The organism is Gottfriedia luciferensis, from assembly GCF_002156865.1.
GTDB classification, from domain to species: Bacteria; Bacillota; Bacilli; order Bacillales; family Bacillaceae_G; genus Gottfriedia; species Gottfriedia luciferensis.
In genome coordinates this window covers 43858-64314 of record NZ_NCTA01000003.1, presented here as the reverse complement: position 1 = coordinate 64314, position 20457 = coordinate 43858, and the positions used below count along the sequence as shown (strand labels likewise).

The 20457-nt window shown below is 31.3% G+C and carries 26 protein-coding genes; 21 read left to right on the top strand and 5 right to left on the bottom strand.

The genetic code is table 11. The annotated features are described in order from the left end of the window. The first annotated feature begins 1 nt into the window (after position 1). From ctaF to B7R67_RS03955, 3 genes are all read left to right on the top strand, one after another. A complete protein-coding gene (ctaF, locus tag B7R67_RS03965; RefSeq protein ID WP_088067769.1) occupies positions 2-340 on the top strand; it encodes a cytochrome c oxidase subunit IVB in 339 nt (112 codons plus the stop codon). Between the two features lie 322 nt (positions 341-662). After that, positions 663-1562, top strand: a complete 900-nt coding sequence (gene ctaG, locus B7R67_RS03960; protein WP_088067767.1) for a cytochrome c oxidase assembly factor CtaG — start codon at positions 663-665, stop codon at positions 1560-1562. Positions 1563-1573: 11 nt separating this feature from the next. Then, a complete protein-coding gene (locus B7R67_RS03955) occupies positions 1574-2038 on the top strand; it encodes a DUF420 domain-containing protein (RefSeq protein ID WP_088067765.1) in 465 nt (154 codons plus the stop codon). 289 nt (positions 2039-2327) lie between these two features. Here the strand turns inward: B7R67_RS03955 and B7R67_RS03950 are convergent, their stop codons facing one another. Continuing rightward, the gene (locus B7R67_RS03950) at positions 2328-2699 is read right to left on the bottom strand and encodes a YugN family protein (RefSeq protein WP_088067763.1); all 372 of its coding nucleotides are present in this window, start codon (positions 2697-2699) and stop codon (positions 2328-2330) included. Positions 2700-2875: 176 nt separating this feature from the next. Here B7R67_RS03950 and B7R67_RS03945 point away from each other — a divergent pair, with 176 nt between their 5' ends. The 6 genes from B7R67_RS03945 (at position 2876) to B7R67_RS03915 (ending at position 6736) form a co-directional block, all read left to right on the top strand. Beyond that, entirely contained in the window at positions 2876-3919 is a 1044-nt protein-coding gene (locus B7R67_RS03945; protein ID WP_088067761.1) for a CAP domain-containing protein, read from the top strand. Positions 3920-4034: 115 nt separating this feature from the next. Next, entirely contained in the window at positions 4035-4448 is a 414-nt protein-coding gene (locus tag B7R67_RS03940) for a YlbD family protein (protein WP_158095018.1), read from the top strand. A gap of 11 nt (positions 4449-4459) precedes the next feature. Beyond that, positions 4460-4750, top strand: a complete 291-nt coding sequence (locus B7R67_RS03935) for a YlbE-like family protein (protein WP_088067757.1) — start codon at positions 4460-4462, stop codon at positions 4748-4750. Between the two features lie 64 nt (positions 4751-4814). Then, positions 4815-5387: a histidine phosphatase family protein gene (locus B7R67_RS03930; RefSeq protein ID WP_088067753.1), complete on the top strand. Its 573-nt coding sequence runs from the start codon at positions 4815-4817 to the stop codon at positions 5385-5387. A gap of 61 nt (positions 5388-5448) precedes the next feature. Further along, the gene (locus B7R67_RS03925; protein ID WP_088067751.1) at positions 5449-5904 is read left to right on the top strand and encodes a YlbF family regulator; all 456 of its coding nucleotides are present in this window, start codon (positions 5449-5451) and stop codon (positions 5902-5904) included. 559 nt (positions 5905-6463) lie between these two features. After that, the gene (locus tag B7R67_RS03915; protein ID WP_088067747.1) at positions 6464-6736 is read left to right on the top strand and encodes a YlbG family protein; all 273 of its coding nucleotides are present in this window, start codon (positions 6464-6466) and stop codon (positions 6734-6736) included. Between the two features lie 153 nt (positions 6737-6889). On the opposite strand, the gene B7R67_RS03910 is transcribed toward B7R67_RS03915, so the two are convergent. Next, entirely contained in the window at positions 6890-7279 is a 390-nt protein-coding gene (locus B7R67_RS03910) for a DUF7147 family protein (RefSeq protein WP_088067745.1), read from the bottom strand. 366 nt (positions 7280-7645) lie between these two features. On the opposite strand from B7R67_RS03910, the gene rsmD reads away from it, so the two are divergent. Together rsmD and coaD are read left to right on the top strand one after the other, a co-directional pair. Next, positions 7646-8203 carry a 16S rRNA (guanine(966)-N(2))-methyltransferase RsmD gene (gene rsmD / locus B7R67_RS03905; RefSeq protein WP_088067984.1) on the top strand — a complete coding sequence of 186 codons (558 nt, stop codon included), beginning with the start codon at positions 7646-7648 and terminating at the stop codon, positions 8201-8203. 17 nt (positions 8204-8220) lie between these two features. Beyond that, complete coding sequence (gene coaD / locus B7R67_RS03900) at positions 8221-8712, top strand: pantetheine-phosphate adenylyltransferase (RefSeq protein WP_088067743.1); 492 nt, start codon at positions 8221-8223, stop codon at positions 8710-8712. Between the two features lies 1 nt (position 8713). On the opposite strand, the gene ylbJ is transcribed toward coaD, so the two are convergent. After that, complete coding sequence (gene ylbJ, locus B7R67_RS03895; RefSeq protein WP_407920373.1) at positions 8714-9943, bottom strand: sporulation integral membrane protein YlbJ; 1230 nt, start codon at positions 9941-9943, stop codon at positions 8714-8716. Between the two features lie 171 nt (positions 9944-10114). Between ylbJ and B7R67_RS03890 the strand changes: the two genes are divergently transcribed. Both B7R67_RS03890 and B7R67_RS03885 read left to right on the top strand, forming a co-directional pair. Continuing rightward, positions 10115-10921 carry a patatin-like phospholipase family protein gene (locus tag B7R67_RS03890; RefSeq protein WP_235822081.1) on the top strand — a complete coding sequence of 269 codons (807 nt, stop codon included), beginning with the start codon at positions 10115-10117 and terminating at the stop codon, positions 10919-10921. After that, positions 10893-11921 carry a SepM family pheromone-processing serine protease gene (locus B7R67_RS03885; RefSeq protein WP_088067739.1) on the top strand — a complete coding sequence of 343 codons (1029 nt, stop codon included), beginning with the start codon at positions 10893-10895 and terminating at the stop codon, positions 11919-11921. The genes B7R67_RS03890 and B7R67_RS03885 overlap by 29 nt, the downstream gene beginning before the upstream one ends. Before the next feature lie 150 nt (positions 11922-12071). On the opposite strand, the gene B7R67_RS03880 is transcribed toward B7R67_RS03885, so the two are convergent. Beyond that, positions 12072-13307, bottom strand: coding sequence for a nucleotidyltransferase (locus tag B7R67_RS03880; protein WP_088067738.1), 1236 nt, complete (start codon positions 13305-13307; stop codon positions 12072-12074). 645 nt (positions 13308-13952) lie between these two features. On the opposite strand from B7R67_RS03880, the gene B7R67_RS03875 reads away from it, so the two are divergent. The 4 genes from B7R67_RS03875 to B7R67_RS03860 all read left to right on the top strand — a co-directional run bounded on the left by B7R67_RS03875 (position 13953) and on the right by B7R67_RS03860 (position 16340). After that, positions 13953-14468 (top strand): YceD family protein, encoded by a 516-nt coding sequence (locus tag B7R67_RS03875; protein ID WP_088067736.1) that lies wholly within the window; start codon positions 13953-13955, stop codon positions 14466-14468. Positions 14469-14523: 55 nt separating this feature from the next. Continuing rightward, positions 14524-14697, top strand: a complete 174-nt coding sequence (rpmF, locus tag B7R67_RS03870; protein WP_025672195.1) for a 50S ribosomal protein L32 — start codon at positions 14524-14526, stop codon at positions 14695-14697. A gap of 199 nt (positions 14698-14896) precedes the next feature. Continuing rightward, complete coding sequence (locus tag B7R67_RS03865; RefSeq protein ID WP_158095017.1) at positions 14897-15664, top strand: enoyl-CoA hydratase/isomerase family protein; 768 nt, start codon at positions 14897-14899, stop codon at positions 15662-15664. Positions 15665-15740: 76 nt separating this feature from the next. Next, positions 15741-16340: a Myb-like DNA-binding domain-containing protein gene (locus B7R67_RS03860; protein ID WP_088067732.1), complete on the top strand. Its 600-nt coding sequence runs from the start codon at positions 15741-15743 to the stop codon at positions 16338-16340. Positions 16341-16381: 41 nt separating this feature from the next. On the opposite strand, the gene B7R67_RS03855 is transcribed toward B7R67_RS03860, so the two are convergent. Then, entirely contained in the window at positions 16382-16786 is a 405-nt protein-coding gene (locus B7R67_RS03855) for a GNAT family N-acetyltransferase (RefSeq protein ID WP_088067730.1), read from the bottom strand. Between the two features lie 147 nt (positions 16787-16933). On the opposite strand from B7R67_RS03855, the gene B7R67_RS03850 reads away from it, so the two are divergent. The 4 genes from B7R67_RS03850 (at position 16934) to mraZ (ending at position 20431) form a co-directional block, all read left to right on the top strand. Further along, complete coding sequence (locus B7R67_RS03850) at positions 16934-17821, top strand: 2-dehydropantoate 2-reductase (protein WP_158095016.1); 888 nt, start codon at positions 16934-16936, stop codon at positions 17819-17821. A 6-nt stretch (positions 17822-17827) separates the two neighbouring features. After that, positions 17828-18220 (top strand): DUF3397 family protein, encoded by a 393-nt coding sequence (locus B7R67_RS22795; RefSeq protein WP_088067726.1) that lies wholly within the window; start codon positions 17828-17830, stop codon positions 18218-18220. Between the two features lie 26 nt (positions 18221-18246). Further along, complete coding sequence (gene bshC / locus B7R67_RS03840; RefSeq protein ID WP_088067724.1) at positions 18247-19875, top strand: bacillithiol biosynthesis cysteine-adding enzyme BshC; 1629 nt, start codon at positions 18247-18249, stop codon at positions 19873-19875. A 124-nt stretch (positions 19876-19999) separates the two neighbouring features. Continuing rightward, positions 20000-20431 carry a division/cell wall cluster transcriptional repressor MraZ gene (gene mraZ / locus B7R67_RS03835; RefSeq protein ID WP_088067722.1) on the top strand — a complete coding sequence of 144 codons (432 nt, stop codon included), beginning with the start codon at positions 20000-20002 and terminating at the stop codon, positions 20429-20431. Positions 20432-20457 lie beyond the last annotated feature (26 nt).

Below are 20457 nucleotides of genomic sequence, written 5' to 3'. Positions count from 1 at the left end.
AATGGGTGCAAATACAAACTCTCATCAAAGAAATCAAGTTGAACTTAAGTATCACAGACGTAAACATGCTGAAGAAATGAAGCAACAATTAATTTCATTCCTTCTGATGATCATTTTAACATTAGCATCATTCGCAGCAGTAATTTACCGAGATAAAATGGATCCATATTTTACAATTCCATTTATCCTATTACTTGCTGTAGTTCAATTAGTGTTCCAACTTTATTATTTCATGCATATGAAAAATAAAGGACATAGTACAACATCGTTCTTCTTATATTCTGGATTAACTGTTGCGATTATTACACTAATTACATTCTTAACACTTATCTGGTTATGATAAAAAAAGGAAGTGAATTTATTCACTTCCTTTTTTATGTTTAATGATAAATACTTACTATATGGTTAGATTTGAATCTAATATATTTTTTATGTTATTGGGAAAACTTTTCACATTATCTTTTAATTTGAACTATATGTTATGACTGTTATATAATTTAGTAGTATAATAGTTTGGATTATGTCTTCAAGTATTATATGATTAACATAATGCTTAGGTAGTAATAGTATTCATTTTAATGGCTTAATAAGGTTATTGATATTTATCTAAGTATTAGTTAAAAATAATAAGAGTGAATAGATCATATAAAGGGTGTGCATTCATGATTAACTTTGGGATGTTTGGGTTTAAAGCACTTTGGAGTCCGTATTTTTTAGTGTTTTTAGTTTTAGTCACATTAGGTTATTTTTACATAATTAATAAACAGAAAAAACCAACTCATACAACCTTGACTAAAGAAAAAGTTTATTTTGTTATCGGTATTTTACTAATTTATATCTCCCAAGGAAGTCCAATTGATTTAATCGGTCATATCATTTTTAGTGCGCATATGACTGAAATGGCTATATTATATTTAGTAGCACCAATCTTTATTATCATTGGGATTCCAAATTGGTTGTGGAGAAACATATTGAAAAATAATGTAGTAAATTCGATTTTTAAATTTGTTACAAAACCACTTATTGCTTTAATAGTCTTTAACGTAGTTTTTTCAATTTATCATTATCCACTAGTCTTTGATGCAGTAAAAACGAATAATGTCTATCATTTCTTATTTACGAATATGCTATTTTTCATGGCATTATTTATGTGGTTTCCTGTTATTAATAGCTTACCTGAACGACAAACATTATCTGATATTCAAAAAATCGGATATATGTTTGGTAATGGTATTCTATTAACTCCAGCGTGTGCACTAATTATTTTCGCAGGTCATCCTTTTTATGCTACATACAATGATCCAGTGCTATGGAGTAAATCGATGGAGTTATGTGTATCACCTGATATATTAAAATCGTTAAATATTTCTGGTCCGGACGTATTAAATATAATGTCAGCTAGAGAAGATCAACAGGTCGGTGGAATCATAATGAAAATTATCCAGGAAATAGTATATGGTTCTGTTATCGGATATAATTTTTTCAAATGGGCTAAAAGAGAACAAAATGGAAATAAAATTGATCCAATTAGTAGTAATCCATTATTGCTTAAAAAATCGTAGGGGTGGAAATTTTGAATTCGTTACCAATTTTACCAACAATAAGTACAAGCTTTATTGTCATTAGTGCAATTTTAGTTGCAATTGGCTGGGTTCTTATTGCAAAAAGAAAAGTAGAAGCACATAAGAAAGTAATGTTTTTTGGTGGAGTGTTTGCACTTTCATTTTTTATTGTCTATGCAACAAGAACAATTTTTATTGGAAACACATCTTTTGGAGGACCAAAAAATTTAAAGTTGTATTACCATATATTTTTGTTTTTCCATATATTCTTAGCTACAACAGGCGGTGTATTTGGACTAGTATCAATTATTTCGGGTTTTAAAAATAAATTAAAACTTCATAAAAAAATTGGTCCTGTTACAAGTATTATCTGGTTTTTCACAGCAATTACAGGAGTATTCGTATACTGTTTACTATACGTCTTCTATAAAGGTGGAGAAACTACCTCAGTAATTAAAGCTGTTTTAGGATTTTAATTTTTAAAAGAAGGTATGTTAATCTTTGATATAAAAGACATTATCAAAAGATTATATAGAATTTAAATTATAAAATGTTTAATGAGATTGATTTGAGTGGAAGGTGCTCGACTCCTATGGGAGTAGCGGAAAGGGTGAGACCCCGCAAGCTTGCCGAGGAGGCTAAAGCCTCACGCCCCATGGAAAGCGAGCATCCTGTAACGGAAATCAACCTTCTTTTTTTAAGAACAAAAAAATAAAAGAGTGAGTAATAGAAGTTGTACTTCTTTTTACTCACTCTTTTTAATAATTATAAAATAATGAACTTACTTACTAATGCAATTTGTTCTTCTGCTTTTTTAAGTAAATCATTACTTTTATCAATAATACCTTGCGGGAAGCTTTCGCCTTCACCATATTCCACACCATGTGGGTAATAGTATTTACCTAATAAAGGTGTAAGTAATTGAATTTTACCTTTATTTGATTCTACATGCCCTTCAACGGCAAAACCTTGTACACGTAGGTAGTAAATTTCATTACGTTGTTCAAATTTATAATCGTAAGTTACTCTTTGGTAATCCCATTGGCCAGCAAGGACGAAACCTAGTTCTTCCATGATTTCAGTTAATAAATTCACATTCACTACATGATTTTCTAAATTTGTATTTTCAAATTTCATGTTATTACCCCCTAAATTACTTAGAAAAAATCCCTACTAATATAATATTATCAATGACAATAATTAGCAATGAAAAGCTGATAAATGTATTTTAACTAATTTATATATTTTTTTGAATAATTTGGCTACAATGTAATTATACAGTTAGAGTATACGATTGAGAAGGGAAGATCGTAATGGAAAAGCTTATAAAACTTTTCTTTTTTACAATAAGTTTTATTACAGTATTTATGTTTAGTCCGTTAATTAAAGATTGGATTTCTAATTTTACGACAATAAAACACTTTCAAAAGGCTGAAGAAGTAAATAAGCCAATGATTGAGAATACGAATACGAAGAATACAAAATTTGCTGTTTCTCAATATATTGGTAAAAGTGAACAAGAAATTTTAAAGATTTATGGAAAGCCATCTAGAAAAGTTCCTTCTCAATATGACTATGATTGGCTTATTTATGATAAAGATTCTTCAAAGTATGCACAATTTGGAGTTCTAAATGGTAAGGTTGTAACTATTTTTGTTGCCGGAAATTCAGTTGATATTTCTCCATTTGAAATGGGTAGCCATTATGAAGAAACAATGGATAATATCAGTTTACATGAAAAGTTTTCCTTTTCGATACAAAGCAACCAATATACTTTTAAATTATCAGCAACTGATTTACAGGAACGTCCTCTTGTTTCTTTAAATAATTGTTATGCTCAACTTTATTTTGACCGTTTTACTGGAAGTTTATTAGGTATTCGATATTTATCACCTGAAACACTAGTTAAGCAAAGACCATACGAACTTATCTATAGCGGAAGTTTAATAAATGCTAAACCTTTAAATTCCTTACATCAAGCAGTTGTTGATCGGGAAGAAGAAAAACAAATTTTTAATTTAACAAATGTTTATAGAAAAAGAATGAACTTAACGACATTAAAATGGAATAATGAAGCAGCTAAAGTAGCGTTGGGGCATAGTAAAGATATGGTTCAACATAAATACTTTGATCATTATTCTAATTTATACGGTAGTCTAGCGGATCGGTTAAACGACGCAAATGTTCCATATCGATTGGCTGGTGAAAATATTTCCGCAAACTACGTGGATGGAATCGCATCTGTTTTCGGATGGATTAATAGTAAAGGACATCGAATTAATATGTATAAAAAAGAGTATACCTCACTTGGTGTAGGAGCATATAGCAAATATTACACACAAAACTTTATAAAATAATGATGAAATCAAGTGTTAGCGAAAGTTAGTACTTGATTTTTTTATTTCCATACATGCACCAAATTATTCTCAGTACATAATTTTGTAATAAATGCTTTTAATTGGAGTGAGATGTATGAGAAATGAAAAAAACCGTCCATCAATCGATCAATTTAGGCAATTCGTTATGGATCATCCAAAACTTCGCGATGAGGTTAATGCAGGGAAAAAAACTTGGCAGCAGTATTTTGAAGATTGGTATCTATATGGTGCAGATCATGAAATGTGGGATGCATATAGAAACGAAAGCAGAAGATCAGATCCAAAGAATTCTGCCAAAAATGTTCAATCAGAGGAAGGATACGTTGGTAAAGTAATATCATTTGTAAAAAATTTAGATCCAGATCAAATTCAAGATCACTTATCAAATGTAAACTCAACATTATCGAATATTCAACAACTTATTTCTCAATTTAAATCACCTGCAGCATCTTCCGGTCAAAGAGAGGAAAAACAAGTATCTCAGCCTTTTAACTTTAGACAGGATTAAGGGAGGGCTCTATGAGAAAAGATGTTTTAGATTTCCTTCAGAGCGAAGAAGACTATATAAAATTTATTAGACAGCAACCAAAATGGTATCGCAAACTTTCTAGAAATCCTGAGCTAACTGAAGATTTTAGATTAGCTTCACTTCAGTTTTTTGGTAAAACAATTCCACAACGAGTTGATAAATTGTCGAATCAAGTTCAAATGGCATCATTTATGATTGATATGTTCCAAGTTCTGAAAGAACAGAACGTATCAAGTAGTAATGCATCAGACGATGAAACGAATGAAGATAAAAAAGAATAATGTTTTAATCTGTCATAGCTTTTTGCTACAATGAAGAAAGCAAGTTTCGAAAGGAGTAGTAGTTATGACAGAAATTTGTTTAGTAAGACATGGACAAACTGATTGGAATTTTAACAATATAATACAAGGAAGAGAAGATATCCCTTTAAATGATATAGGAAAACAGCAAGCGAAGGATAGCGCAAAATTTTTAAGTGAAAAAGAGTGGGACTCTATCATAACTAGTCCTCTAGGTAGGGCGAAGGAAACTGCAAAGGCAATTGCAGAATTTACTAAAATGGATGCCATTATTGAGGACGAGCGATTTCTAGAACGAGAGTTTGGAGAAGCAAGTGGAAAATCTGTTTCCGAATTTCATGAACGCATTTATAATAATGATGTAGTAGGAATGGAAACGAATGAAAACTTAATGGATCGAGCATTTAGTGCTTTAAAAGACATTGCTGAAAAAAATGATGGAAAAAGAATTGTCATTGTAGCCCATTCACATACAATAAAAGCGATTTTATATGCAATTGATCCGGAAAAAGTAAATTTTAGGACAACATTAAAAAATGCTTGTGCAAATTTTATTGAATTCAAAGATGGAAAATGGAACATTATTGATTTTAATATTTCAAACCATATAAAGAGTTAGTACAAGTTCTTTTATTTTACAAAATAAATATGGTATAGTTTATACTTGGAGGTGTGAGGAAATGTATGCAACAATTGAAACCTTGCAACTTATGTCAGTATCAGAAGAACTTGCTTCAATGATCGTACAATCAGATGTTGCAGATCAGTACAGAGCTTCATATATTGCTTTAAATAATGATAAGACTGCCCAAGATATTATCAGTCGTTTTACTAGAATTAAGGATTTATACGAGGATGTTCAACGTTTTGGGAAATATCATCCTGACTATAAAGAAATTCGAAAAAAAATGAGTGAAGTGAAAAGAGAACTTCATTTAAATGATACAATTTCTGCTTTTAAGCAAGCGGAAGATGCAATTCAATTGCTTTTAGATGAGACGAGCTATCTAATTGCTCAAGCTGTATCACCATCGGTGAAAGTACCAGCAGGAAATCCATTCTTTGTAAATACAGGTGGTGGATGTAGTACTGGTGGATGTGGAACAGGTGGAAAGTGCGGTTGTAAAACAAAATAATTATTCATTATGGCTCACCTATTTTTATTAATTAGTGAGTCTTTTTTTATTAGATAGTCAAAATAGTCATTGGAGAAAACTCGACGTAGTTGCCAATTCTCTTCTTCACTCAAGGCTCACCAAACGGCAAGTTTACTTTATGTTTTTCGAAATCTAGTACAATCCGTGCATTGATTCCCACAACAAAACATTTTTTTATTTGGGACATAAAAGCGGTGTCTAAAAACAAAATGATTGTCTTCCTTCCGAATAAACTCAATTCGATAAATTAATTTAAATTCGTCCGTAAATTGTTTTGAGCAAGTAATGAATAAGTTTTTAATCTCTTCTTCTTTCATTTTGATTTCGCTTTGAACGTATAAGAAATTCACTCCACATATTAATTTGTTTGAAAAATGGGTAATTTGCTTATAATTTGAAATACAGTTAGTAAATTGCTCCCAAATGCCATCTAACATATTTTTCAACCCTTTCTAAGTAACAAATATGAAAGTTTCATTGCAAAAGAAATTTGGGATATGATATTCTATTTTTAACGGATTTTTAAAGGAGAAATAAAATGTTCGTGCAAAGACAAGGCATTATTATTTATTTACAATCATTAAAGCAAGCGAAAATGTTACGTAAATTTGGAAATATTCACTTTGTCTCTAAACGTTTGAAATACGTAGTCCTATATTGCAATATGGATGATATTGATCGAACGATAGAGAGATTGAAAAAATTTCATTTTGTGAAACGAATTGATTTATCATATAAACCTTTTATCAAAACAGAATATGAAAATGCAAAACCAGATGAAGCAAAGGAATATGATTATCAAGTAGATTAAAAACGATTGAATGGTAATAATTAATTTAGGAAGGGATTCCCTATCCAAATTAAATAACCGTTCAATCGTTTTTTATGGGGTAAGAATAAGGGGAGCGTTTAGGAAAACAGTATCTTTGTTTTTTATCTTTCCTTACTGCATTCCCTGCCCTTACTACTTCATTGGTGGAATTAAATGATTTAAACGTAAAATTCCAATAATGTATTGATGGAATAAATCGTTTTCATGGAACGAGCTTGAGTGTCTGATTTGCAGTGTAATAATTTCTTTGTTTAAATTTGTAGCTAATTCTTCAAAGAGTTCTTCTCTTTTTGTTATTTTTTCTTCTTTAAGAGTAATTCCTTCTCTACAATAATATATTGGCTGAAATTCACCGATAGAAGTAGGGTTTAAAATTACAGCAAATGAACAGCATTTTGTTCCATTGTTTTCAGAAGTTAATTTTAATAAAAATCGAACTCGCTCTTTTTGAGATTTAGCTATTTCAAATAATTCATAAAGATCGGAGTATCCTTCTCCTATTTCGATCATACGTTGAATCACGATGGTTCCCCCTTAAAACGTCAAAACTTAAACGATATAAAAATAATTAGAATATAAATGCAACATTTATTCTACAGGATATAGGCATAAAAAAAAACCCCGCAATTGCAGGGCCCCTCTTATTAAAGTGTCATCACTTAAAAGAAGGCAAAGGGAGAGGAGAAACCGGAGGAAGAACTTATGGGGAAACGTAAGTCTTCTCCGCGGTTGGCAACAACATCAACTGAGATGTTGTTAAATTTAGTTATTACCAAAGTGAATGTTTTTATACATTAGTAGGAGAATATGGAAAGAAATGTTTTTTGTTTCGTGAAAATTATGATAGGATATTTTCGTAAATTGAAATTTATAGTAGGTGTAAATAGAATGAGAGTAGTATCAGGTGAAAATAAAGGCTTAAGCCTAAAAGCAGTACCAGGGATGAGTACTAGACCGACAACCGATAAAGTTAAAGAAGCTATGTTTAATATTATTGGACCATATTTTGAAGGCGGGCTTGTTTTAGATTTATTCGGAGGTAGTGGCGGACTTTCGATTGAAGCTTTAAGTAGAGGAATGGAAAAAGCGATAATAGTAGATCGTGAAATGAAAGCTATTAAAACAATTAAAGAAAATTTAGCAACATGTAATCTTACAAATCGAGCTGAAGTTTATCGGAATGATGCTGAACGTGCTGTAAAAGCAATCATCAAAAGAGAAATTCAATTTGATTTGATTATTTTAGATCCTCCTTATAAAAAACAACAGATTATCTCTTTAATTGAAATTTTCGACGAAAAAAATCTGCTGACAACAGATGGAACAATTTTAGTTGAACATGCTACAGATGTCGAATTGCCAGAGAAAATTGGAAAATTTGAAAGAACAAAAGCAGAAAAATATGGAATTTGTGGAGTATCAGTGTATCATATTTGTATGGAGTAATTTATAGGGGGTACGAGATGAAACGTATTGCAGTTTGTCCTGGAAGTTTTGACCCAATTACTTTAGGACATTTAGATATTATTAAACGTGGCGCAAGAGTATTTGATGAAGTAATTGTTGTAGTGTTAAATAACTCTGCCAAAAAATCGTTGTTTTCTATAGAGGAAAGAACTTCTTTAATTGCTGAAGCTACTAAATCAATTCCTAATGTTCAAGTTGATTCTTTTAGCGGGCTATTAATGGACTATGCGAAAAAAATAGATGCCTCTGCAATCTTAAGAGGTCTTAGAGCAGTTTCAGATTTTGAATATGAAATGCAAATAACTGCAATGAACAAGAAATTGGTAGATGAAATTGATACATTTTTTGTTATGACAAATAATCAATATTCATTCTTAAGTTCTTCAATCGTAAAAGAAGTTGCTAAATATGGCGGAAATGTAAAAGATTTAGTTCCTGATTGTGTAAACAACGCATTAACAGAAAAATTTATGAAACCTCAAGTTTAAATTAAAACTGAGGTTTCTTTTTTTTGATCCAAAATTGATAAATTAAAATGAGTAAATAAATGTAGAGGGAAATTATTGTGAATAAGGAACCAGTAGAAATGATCGAATCTAGACTAAGATGCTTTTCTGAAAAAAACTTCATAACGGGTACCGTTTGATGACTAGAATTTGAAGTCAACTTATTCAAATAGAATGGTTTCCAAAAAATAATTGCTAAAATTGGAGCGATGATTGATTGTAATAATCGACCAATTAAATATGGTTTCATGCTCATTTTAACTTCTGAGATAATACTAGCAACTTGTGCTTGTATAGAGAAACCACCAAAACCTAAAATAAAACTTGTTAAGGCTACTTGTTGTAATAGTGTACTATTATTAAGTTCACTAACTAATTTAGATCCTAAAGTAATTTCAAATAGACCAGACAAAAACGGGGTAGATAAATTTTGATTAACACTTATTTTGGAAAAACAAAATGCGATCACTTTTCCAACATGAGATATAAAACCAATTTCTAATAAAAGCATATTTAGAACTGAAAAGACGATGATAAATCCACCAATCATTAATAAAGTTTGAACTGAAGAACCAATTGCATCTCCAAGTATTTTTCCAATCGGTCTTTTTTCATTTATTCTTTTTTCGTGTAGTACTTTAAAAGCGTATTTAAAGCGGTTAGAATGGATTCTTTCGCTACGGGAGTAGTTAGGTTGGTTTCTGCCGTAAAACCTCATTAGGAGGCCTACAATCGCGTTAGAAAAATAATGACTAAGAGCAAGAACAATTCCGATATTTACATTGTGAAAAAAGCCAACAGAAACAGCAACAAATATAAATAATGGATTAGACGAATTTGTAAATGAATTAAGTCGCTCAGCTTCTAATTTTGTCAGTTCGCCTTCTTTATATAACTTTGCAGAAAGTTTTGCACCCGAAGGAAAGCCAGAAGCCATTCCCATTGCCCATACAAATGCTCCCACACCTGGAACCCTAAACAACGGTCGCATAACAGGTTCTAAAAATACACCTATAAATTGAACAATCCCAAAGCAAATGAGAAGTTCACTTAAAATAAAAAAAGGAAGTAATGAAGGAAATACGATGCCCCACCACATATCTAAACCTCTAATTGACCCTTTAAATGCTACATCTGGATGCGAAATGATCATAGATGTTAGTAATACAAGTGTTATGAAAATTAGTAAAGTAATGAAGTAACTTTTTTTCACATATAAACCTCCAAAATATAAACTGTTTAACGCTTTGGATGCTGTCCATTTGTAGTAAGACCAATAAATAGAAAATAAGATATTAATATATGTATAAAAAAACTTGTACAATTTAATATACGTTCATTGAATTCGATTTTAGACCAAAGAGTTTAATTGGAGGGGAACAACTTGGAACCGAAAATTGGTTTAGCGCTAGGTTCAGGTGGGGCAAGGGGATTTGCACATGTTGGTGTAATTTCCGTCTTGAAAAAGCATAATATATCTATCGATATGATAGCAGGAAGTAGTATTGGTGCTTTAGTAGCGGTGTTATACGGTGCTGGTTCGGATGTAGATAGGTTATATAAAATTGCAAAAGTTTTTCAATCAAAATATTATATTGATTATGTTGTGCCGAAAATGGGTCTGATTTCCGGAAATAGAGTGAAAGAATTAATTAAAGTTTTATCATTTGGTAAAAAAATAGAAGAGCTAGACCTACCAATATCGGTCATTGCAACCGATTTATTAACTGGGGAAAAAATTGTCTTTCAAAAAGGTGATATCGCTACTGCGGTTAGAGGAAGCATTTCAATTCCAGGAATATTTGTACCAGAGAATTGGAATGGTAAACTTTTAGTAGACGGTGGTGTCATTGATCGAATTCCTGTTTCAGTAGTGAAAGAGATGGGAGCGGACTTTGTTATTGGTGTCGATGCTTCACCAATTAATGTAAGCAGTGAAGTTTCAACAATCTATGATGTAATTATGCAAAGTATTGAAATCATGCAGCATGAGCTTGTAAGAAATAGAGAAATTGCATCCAATATTATGATAAGACCTAAATTAGATCATATAAATTCTAGAAATTTTACTGATTTAGAAAACATTATTCAAATCGGTGAAGAGGCAGCAGAAAAATGTATACCAGAGATTTTAGATAAGATTGAGCAATGGAAGGAGAACAATGGTGATAAGAAGGATAAAAATACTTAACATACTATTCATACTTGGCATCATCTTAATACTTTTATATTTCATTCCTTTACCGTATTATGTGACAAAGCCAGGTTTAGCAGAACCATTAAGACCATATGTAAAGGTTGCAGGCGCGAAAAAAGATAAAGGTGAATTTATGCTAACAACAGTTTCGATGGGTAAGGCCAATGTATACTCTTATCTTGGAACAAAGCTAAATGATACTTACCACTTATATAAAATTAACGATATAAAAGTAAGTGGAGAAAGTGATGAAGATTATCAATTTCGTCAATTAAGATATATGGAAGAATCAAAACAAGCTGCCATATTAAATGCATATAAACAGGCAAATAAATCATATAAAGTAATCGAAAATGGGATTATTGTTGTTTCGGTAATAAAGGAAATGCCTGCTTACAACGTACTAATGCTAGGGGATATTATTACAAAAATTAACGGCAAAGCAATCCATTCCCTAAACGATTTTACAAAAACGATTAAAAGTAGTAAACCAGGTACTAATTTTCAGCTAGAAGTTGATCGTAAAGGCGAAAAAAAATACTATACCATAAAAACGAAAGCTTTTAAAAATGAACCAAAACGTTCAGGGATTGGTGTTTCAATTGCAGAAAATTTAAAGCTATCAACTAAACCAAAAGTTAAAATCAATTCTGAGGAAATAGGAGGACCTTCAGCGGGTCTCATGTTTGCACTAGAAATCTATGATCAATTAGAGGATGAAAATCTTGCGAAAGGTTATGAGATTGCTGGTACAGGTACTATTGACAAAAATGGGGTTGTAGGTCCGATTGGTGGTATATCTCAAAAAATCGTAGCAGCATCTAAATCAGGCGCAGAAATATTCTTTGCACCATCAGAAAATGGAAGAAAGAATTCAAATTATTATGAGGCTGTGCAAAGTGCAAAAAAACATCACTTGAAAATAAAAATTGTACCAATTAACACGTATGAACAAGTAATTTCTTATCTAGAAAACTTAAAAACAAAAAAATAAACTGTTTATGAATTCATCTTAACGAATTGACGTTAAATGAAATTCATAAGCAGTTTTTTCATAGTACGTAATAACTTTACGTAAACACCGATTTAGACTCCGTCTTCGACTAGTGACCCGCCATTCTGCGAGTTTTCATTCTAATTTTTACTAGGCTCTAATAAAATTTTTCGCATCTTCATCGTATATGATTGGATATAACGAGTATTCTGTTTTTATCAATTTTTGTTGGTTTTCTAGTGAAAGGATTGATGAATATGCATAAGTAGCTTTTAAATCTGTACTTAAAGCTAATTGATTTTGTTGATTAATTGTAGTGTAAATCGGAATATCAATTTGCTTTTTTTGGCGATTTAAATAAGTTTTTCCGATCGAACTCATTCCTAATAAACGAATATACGGAACACGATCAAATTCTAAAATTGATGAAATTTCATTCTTGGATGTATTGGTTAAAAGATGTGTTAATAAACGTTGAATTCGAGTCCAAGTATATCGTTTCGTTTTAATTGAAGTCATTAATTCTTCAAAATTATTGCAATTCAATATAGAATTAAAAACCCTTCTTTCTAACCCTTCAACTGCTTCGTAAATTGACTCTAACTCTTTATTTTTTGAAGTTAGTAATTTGTATTTTAAAAATGGTAAATAGTTATTCCACGAATGAAGAGTCTCAAACTCATTTAAATAATCTTCAATTGAGTTTTTAGTAAAGCTTGGGACAAAGTTAGAAATTGATTGATCCTCACCCTTAAGTAATTTTCTGATTGCAGTAGCACTTGCAATACTTTGATGAGTGGTTTCTTCGTCATGATAATTTGCTGCTATTCGTTTAATTGTTTTACCTTCCATCTTGCTTTCGAAATGTTCAATTGCTTCTAAGTAATGTATACCTAAAATATTATTTGGAAGTGAAACATCTAATTTTGATGTCTCTAGATTTTGTTGCAATGCTTTGCTATATGCTGCAGGGTAGCTCATTCCTTCATCTAGAAAAGTGCGTATAGTTGAATTAATTGAAGAAGTTAGAAGCTTCTTTTGATGAATTAGTACGTTAAACGTTTCAATATTTCCGTCTTCACTACCGAAGCAAACAAAATCACTTTTTAACGAATCTAAGATTGAAATAGCTCCTTTAGCAAAAATGCTTGCATGTTGAGTAGAATAACTATATGGAAGCTCGATAACGAGATCTGCACCGGCTTGTAATGCAAGCTTAGTCCGTACATGCTTCGGAACAACTGCAGGCTCACCTCTTTGTAAAAATTGTCCACTCATTACAGCGATAACAACATCGGCATTTGTTGCCTCTTTGGAACTATTTAAGTGAAAAACATGGCCATTATGTAAAGGATTATATTCAACAACTACTCCAACGGAACGCAAGAAAGTGCACCTCCTATATTTACTATTTTCGTCATTTTATACACTAAGAATACCAGTTTCTAGAAATAATTCGCAAGCTAGTGTGAATTGTATTGAATTTTATTGTGGAAAATAATATATTAGATAGGTTACATAATTAGAGCATGAACAAGGGGGAAGGATTGAGGGAAAAGATTAAGGGCAATGACTCAAATTTCCGGTAAGAGTTTACTGTTTTTTTTGGCTACAAAAACGATCATTTGAAGTAGTTAAAAATCGTTTAATCTTTTTAAGATTTCTAGTTCCGTGTGCTTGCTTTCCGGTAATATATCATTAGAGAAGTAGGATTGATGACAAGCTTTAGCTCGTAGCTTATCGAGGTTATAAGCGAATTTTGATTAAAGGTTAAAGAGCGAACTCCTTCCGCTTTTTTGAAGATAGTATTCAAGAAAAAAAGTAGGATTGATGTCCAGCTCCGGCTCCTAACTCCTCGAGGTCATAAGCCAATTTTCATCAAAGGTTAAAGAGCAAACCTTTGCTAAAAATCGTCTTATGCTTGTCGGGGCAGAGCGAACTCCTTCCGCTTTTCTAACTGTAAAGAAAAAATATTGACAAATGGTTATAAGGAATATATAATTTTCATTGTTGCCTTGAGGTGGTTTATTTATGAAATGGTCAGTGCACCAGTTGCAGAAATTAAGACATAAAGGTTTAAATTTAGATGAGACAATTGATTTAAGTCAATTAAAGGAACGTAATAATGAGATTCGAGAGGTTTCTCCGATTCGAGTTGCTGGACGAGTTGATTTTGGAACGAACCGATATACGTTTCATTTAACAATAACTGGATATTTAATTTTACCTTGTGTAAGAACATTGGTTGATGTAAAATATCCTTTGTCGATTACCACAACAGAAACATTTTTTACAACAAATGAATGGAAAAGTGAAGATGAGAATTTTCACATCCTAGAGGGTGATGTGTTAGACTTAACCCCAGTGATTGAGGAGTGTATTTTAGCTGAGATACCAATGCAGGTTTTTGCAGAGGATATTGAAGGCCAAGAGACAGCGCCGACATCTGGAACAGATTGGGAAGTTAGGGAACACGTCGAAGTAGAGCAAAAAATTGACCCTCGACTTGCTGGATTAGCAAAATTTTTTGACAAACAAGATAATTGAGAAGTACCGGATTACCGGCTTCATAACAAACACTCACTTTAAGGAGGTGGGATCAATGGCAGTACCTGCAAGAAGAACGTCCAAAACTGTAAAAAGAAAGCGTCGTACGCATTTTAAATTAGCGGTACCTGGAATGGTTGAATGCCCAAACTGTAGTGAATTAACATTAGCACACCGCGTATGTAAATCATGCGGACACTACAAAGGAAAACAAGTACTTAGCAAATAAGCTAGTCTTTCAAAGCACATAGGAAACTATGTGCTTTTCCTTTTGTCCAAATTAGTGTTAGAAACCACTGAAATATTTTCCACATTGTTTTTCTTTTGAAACCGCAAGAATTGTTTAAGGTTACTAAAATAACCTATTTTTACCTTCCGTATAGTATAATTAAAATTAACAGAATAGAGGTAGAGAGAGAGGGATTAGAGTGGCTGAAGTTATTAATTATCAACGAGATGAAATTGAATATATTTTTTTAAATAGGCCAAATTATGGGAATTGCATTGATGAAAACACAGCCGATAGATTATTAGAAGTCATCCAAGAGATTCGTTTAAAATCCCAAAGTAAACTAGTCATTCTAACTGGGGAAGGTTTGAAATATTTTTGTACTGGTGGAGACTTAAATACAATTTTAAATTTTAAAAATGATCTACAAGCTTTGGAGTCTTTCAGTTTAAAAATGTGTGAAATTATCTATCAAATTGCTATGTTACCACAAATTACAATCTGTTTTATTAACGGTTACTCATTAGGTGGCGGTTGTGAGCTTGCTAGTGCGTGCGATTTTAGATATGCAAATCATAATGCAAAAATAGGGTTTATACAAGGAAGATTGGGAATACCAACCTCATGGGGCGGTGGGACCATACTTCTAGAAAAAATGAATCATCAAGAATGGATCACATTATTATCATCCTCTAATATATACACCGCATTTCAGGCTAAAAAACTTGGTTTTATCCATGAACTATCCAAAGACTTAATTTCACTACATAATGAAAGTTTTATCAATTTATCACGAGGTATTCCAGCGCAAATTCATCATGAAAATAAAAAAATATTAATTCGTAAATGGAACGAACAAAATCTTAAGAAACGTATGCAAGAAGAAGTATTTTCTGCGATGCCATTATGGTTTTCAGATGAGCATATAAAAAATATCGAGCAATTTACAAAAAAATTGGAAAAGTAATCTTCTAGCTTCATTTCTTTGTGCATATGAATTAGTAAAATCTGCATATTGCATAAGAAATTGGAGGGGATTGCAAATGGTTGCAAATCGCCAGGATGCATGGACAAAAGATGAGGATAACTACTTAGCCGAAGTAGTTTTAAAAACGATAAATGAAGGGTCTACTCAATTAATGGCATTTAAAGTTGTCGCAAAGAGCTTATCAAGAACTGCTGCAGCATGTGGTTATCGATGGAATTCCTATGTAAGAAAATTTTATAAAGAAGAGATTGAAGCAGCTAAAAATAGTAGTAAAAAGCAGGCTGTTCCAACGAATGAAGTAGAGGAAGAGAAAACGCAAGAATTAAGTATAGATCACTCAACTGAAATTGAAGTTCCTGCAAATGAAAAAGTTGGCCCAGAAATAACGTTTGATTCAGTTTATAAATTTCTTGAATACTTAAGATTAAAAGTAGAATCTGGTGGACATTTAAAAGAAATCCAATCACTAGAAAGAAAGCTTTTGAAATCAAAGCAAGAAAACGAACTATTGAAAATAGAGAAGCAACAATTAATTGAGAAATTAAGTGAACTTGAAAATGAATATGAACATTTATTTGAATTTTTAGATCAAAAAAGAAAATTAGTGAGTATTAATTCAAAAAGTGACATTAAAGTAAAATCGAAAAAAGAATAAAAAAACTCAACATCTCCAAAGGGGATGTTGAGTTTTTTTATTTATGGTTTCCAAATAACGAATTCTGAATCGGACTCAACAAAATCTTGTTTTTTCCAAAATTCATTTGAATTTGCTCTAGGAATTGTTTTAATCGGTTTGTTGAAAGATTTAGCGAATTTAACTAGTTCTTTTCCGTAACCATTCTTTTGATAATAAGGTAGTACTTCCATCTTATTTATCTCAATTATTTCCTCATTATTTTCTTTATGAGTATATAAACTCATACGAGCGACAAGAGCCTTACCTAAGTAGATACCGTAGAAAGGAGATTGGAACTCGTTATCAATTAAATTTGATTCAAGATCTTCTAACATTGATAGTTCTTGTAAACCATAACCAGAAAATTGCTGGAATTGTTCAAGTGTTTTAAAATTTATTTGTAAGCGTTCTATCTTGATGTTCAAAAAAGTTCCCCCTTAAAAAGAATGTAAATTTTTAATATTTTAAATATAATTATAACGTACAATTTATTTTTAAAAAAGAGAGTTTCAGTGTAAATTTATTATCAAAAGGATAATAATGGAAAAAAGAATCATGAATGGAGAATTCAGGTGAATATTGGAATAATAGGTGGCGGTGCAATCGGTCTTCTTGTTGCATCGTATTTTAAAAAAAATAACGAAAACGTGACATTATTTACGAGAACTGAAGATCAGGCCAGCCTAATAAATGAATATGGTGTTTCTTTATCAGTAAATGAAGAAAAGAATCAAATGTGTATAAAAGCCAAAAAAATAACTGATAAAATTGAACGCTTTGATTTATTAGTTGTTTGTGTAAAACAGTATCATTTAGAGCAAGTTTCTAAATCTTTCTATCATTATGAAGGTGAGAATATATTATTCTTACAAAATGGAATGTCACATATTGAATTAGTAAAAAAATTATCAATACCAAATTGCTTTATCGGAATTGTTGAACATGGTGCTTTAAAAACAGCTCCAAACGAAATTAGCCACACGGGTAAAGGGATGATTAGACTAGGTCTAATTAAAGGGTGTGAAGAAGCGAGACAGCAAATAATGAATTTACATACAGATGATTTTCCCATTAAGTGTCAAGATGATTGGGAATATATACTTAAACAAAAATGTCTTGTGAATTGTACAATTAACCCGTTAACAGCTATTTTTAATGTAAGAAATGGTGAATTAATCACTAATGAGTATTTTAAACCGATTTGTAAATTATTATTTAATGAAGTTGCAAATATACTGGAATTAAATAAAGAACTTGAGTGGGTTAAATTAATCGAAATTTGTGAAAAAACGGCCGAAAACTATTCTTCAATGAATCGGGATCTATATTACGGAAGACAAACTGAAATCGAAAGTATGCTAGGTTATGTAAAAAAAATGGCAATTCAAAAAAAAATAAATGTTCCTACTATTAATCTTGTGTACAATAGTATAAAAGGACTTGAGAATAAAAAGGGGTAATTCCTATTGGAAAAATTTTTCATTTTTTTCATATCTTTGCTAATTGAATTTCCAATTTTTTCATCAATATTCATCTATATGTTTCTAAAGTTATTTTTTAAGAATAACAAGCGTAAACTTTTGCTTTTTACATTAGATTTATCTACAATTCTATATATTAGTTCATTTTATTTTGTTTTAAGTATGTTTTTTCCTACAGCGACATTATGGATATTAATTAATTTATTATTGGTTATCTTATTTATTAGTATTATTCTTCAATGGAAAGCTAAAAGAGATATTCGGTTTACAAAGTTAGTAAAAGGTTTTTGGAGAATGTCATTTCTTATGTTCTTTATTCTTCACTTTGTAACTGTACTGACTGGAATAGTTTTTAAAATATCCGAATACAATGCTTAGTTGGAGAGCGAGAGAGGAAGTTTGTAATGCAAATTAGTAAAGTCCATTTAGAGGGGCAAAATAAATTGCTGAATGATTTTGTAAATGGAAAAGAAGCAATTTCTTCTTTCTTTGGTGCAAATCCACTTTTAAAAGAAGAAATGGAATATAGAATCAAATATGTGATGGGACGTTCATATAATCGTACGGGATTAGTAAATGCTTTAGAAAAATTTCATCATAAACATGAAGCTAGTGATCAAGCAAAAGAAAACGTAAAAAAATTAGTAAATAAGGATACATTTGTTGTTATTGGTGGGCAACAAGCGGGTTTATTAACGGGACCGTTGTATTCAATTCACAAAATCATTTCAATTATTCATTTAGCTAAGAAATATGAAATGGAGCATGGGGTAACAGTTGTTCCAGTATTTTGGATTGCTGGTGAGGATCATGATATCGATGAGATAAATCATATACATACAATTGAAAATAATGAAGTGAAAAAACAAACATTTTATCAACGGAATCCATTTTCCAATGCTGCATCAAGAACTGAAATCGATCAGCAGGAAATGAAAAAATGGATTGAAAAAATTGTTAAAACATTTGAAGAAACAAATTTTACAAATGAATTGTTAGAAGAATTAAACGCTACAATCGAAAAATCTTCAACATATGTAGATTTTTTTGCGAAAATAATATTTAAGCTGTTCAAAAGCGAAGGTCTTGTACTAATAGATGCTGACGATCCGCTTGTACGAGAGTTAGAATCATCATTATTTGATGAAATGATTCAAAAACAAGATATCGTAAGAAGTGTTTTAAAGGATACGAAAAGCAAATTAATTCAATCCGGTTATCACGAAACGCTTCAAATTTCAGAGCAGAGTATTCATCTGTTTTTCCATAGTAAGGAAGGTAGACAATTACTTGAAGTATCTGATAATGAAGGGTATTTTCAAACGAAAAATAAAAGCTATCAATTTTCAAAAGATGAACTATTAGAAATAGCAAATGAGCAACCGGAATTATTAAGTAACAATGTTGTTACTAGACCTGTTATGCAAGAGTTTTTATTTCCAACATTAGCGTTCGTAGGTGGACCTGGTGAAATAGCATATTGGTCAGAATTAAAGGATGTTTTTAAAGTTTTTAATTTAGAAATGCCACCGGTGTTTTTAAGACATATGTTCACAATTTTCGAAAGAAATATTGTAGCTGCTTTAGATGATTTTTCATTAGATGTGAATGATGCAGTTCAAACATCTCTAGTCGATAAGAAAGAAGCTTGGATCAAAGATCAAGTAAATTTAGACTATAAGCAAGAGTTTAATACTGCAAAAAGAGCATTAGCAGAGTTACACAAACCACTTCAGGACATAACGGGGAAAATTACGCCTAACCTAAGAGATTTTTCGAAAAAGAATTTTATAAAAATTGAAGACCAAATTTTACTTTTAGAAAGAAAAATAGAGGAATCAATTTTAAAACAGCATGAAGAGCAAATTGAAAAATGGAATCGCGTCATTTCTTCAATTACACCAAATGGTAAACCGCAAGAGAGAGTACTGAATATTTATTACTTTATAAATAAATATGGTTTTGACTTTGTTCACGAGCTATGTGAATTAGAATTATCATGGGATCACGCTCATCAAATCGTAAAAATATAATAGTAAATCTTTAAATCCTGTTATGCATATAGCAGGATTTTTTGTTTTTTTAAAGAATTTTTTAGAAAAGGTGGTAAGAAGTGGGGGAATGTGGTAAGTTTGTGTTAGAAAGTGGGGGAATAGGATGTTTATCGGTGAATATCAACATAATATCGATGTAAAGGGACGTCTAATTATTCCTTCCAAATTTCGAGACAAGCTTGGTGAAACCTTCATTGTTACAAGAGGTTTAGACCAATGCTTATTTGGCTATTCATTAGCCGAATGGAGTGTAATTGAAGATAAACTGCGTACACTACCACTAACTAAAAAAGATGCAAGAGCATTTACCCGCTTTTTCTTCTCTGGAGCAATGGAATGTGAGATGGATAAGATGGGGAGAATTAATATATCGCCGAATTTGCGTGGTTACGCAAAATTAGAAAAAGAATGTGTTGTAGTTGGTGTTACGAATCGAATTGAGATTTGGGATCAATCAACATGGAATACATATATGGATGAATCAGAAGAGTCATTTGGTGAGTTAGCAGAAAACTTAATCGGATTTGACTTTTAAAAATTACAATTTGAAAGTAGTGAAAG

Excerpts from the sequence above, each read along its gene's own strand:
- B7R67_RS03945 (WP_088067761.1), top strand. The coding sequence starts at position 2,876 with ATGGAAAAGCTTATAAAACTTTTCTTTTTTACAATAAGTTTTATTACA.
- B7R67_RS03950 (WP_088067763.1), bottom strand. The coding sequence starts at position 2,699 with ATGAAATTTGAAAATACAAATTTAGAAAATCATGTAGTGAATGTGAAT.
- mraZ (WP_088067722.1), top strand. The coding sequence starts at position 20,000 with ATGTTTATCGGTGAATATCAACATAATATCGATGTAAAGGGACGTCTA.
- coaD (WP_088067743.1), top strand. The coding sequence starts at position 8,221 with ATGAAACGTATTGCAGTTTGTCCTGGAAGTTTTGACCCAATTACTTTA.
- B7R67_RS03940 (WP_158095018.1), top strand. The coding sequence starts at position 4,035 with ATGAGAAATGAAAAAAACCGTCCATCAATCGATCAATTTAGGCAATTC.
- rpmF (WP_025672195.1), top strand. The coding sequence starts at position 14,524 with ATGGCAGTACCTGCAAGAAGAACGTCCAAAACTGTAAAAAGAAAGCGT.
- B7R67_RS03885 (WP_088067739.1), top strand. The coding sequence starts at position 10,893 with ATGGTGATAAGAAGGATAAAAATACTTAACATACTATTCATACTTGGC.
- ctaG (WP_088067767.1), top strand. The coding sequence starts at position 663 with ATGATTAACTTTGGGATGTTTGGGTTTAAAGCACTTTGGAGTCCGTAT.
- B7R67_RS03935 (WP_088067757.1), top strand. The coding sequence starts at position 4,460 with ATGAGAAAAGATGTTTTAGATTTCCTTCAGAGCGAAGAAGACTATATA.
- rsmD (WP_088067984.1), top strand. The coding sequence starts at position 7,646 with ATGAGAGTAGTATCAGGTGAAAATAAAGGCTTAAGCCTAAAAGCAGTA.
- B7R67_RS03875 (WP_088067736.1), top strand. The coding sequence starts at position 13,953 with ATGAAATGGTCAGTGCACCAGTTGCAGAAATTAAGACATAAAGGTTTA.
- B7R67_RS03925 (WP_088067751.1), top strand. The coding sequence starts at position 5,449 with ATGTATGCAACAATTGAAACCTTGCAACTTATGTCAGTATCAGAAGAA.
- ctaF (WP_088067769.1), top strand. The coding sequence starts at position 2 with ATGGGTGCAAATACAAACTCTCATCAAAGAAATCAAGTTGAACTTAAG.
- B7R67_RS03860 (WP_088067732.1), top strand. The coding sequence starts at position 15,741 with ATGGTTGCAAATCGCCAGGATGCATGGACAAAAGATGAGGATAACTAC.
- B7R67_RS03930 (WP_088067753.1), top strand. The coding sequence starts at position 4,815 with ATGACAGAAATTTGTTTAGTAAGACATGGACAAACTGATTGGAATTTT.
- bshC (WP_088067724.1), top strand. The coding sequence starts at position 18,247 with ATGCAAATTAGTAAAGTCCATTTAGAGGGGCAAAATAAATTGCTGAAT.
- B7R67_RS03915 (WP_088067747.1), top strand. The coding sequence starts at position 6,464 with ATGTTCGTGCAAAGACAAGGCATTATTATTTATTTACAATCATTAAAG.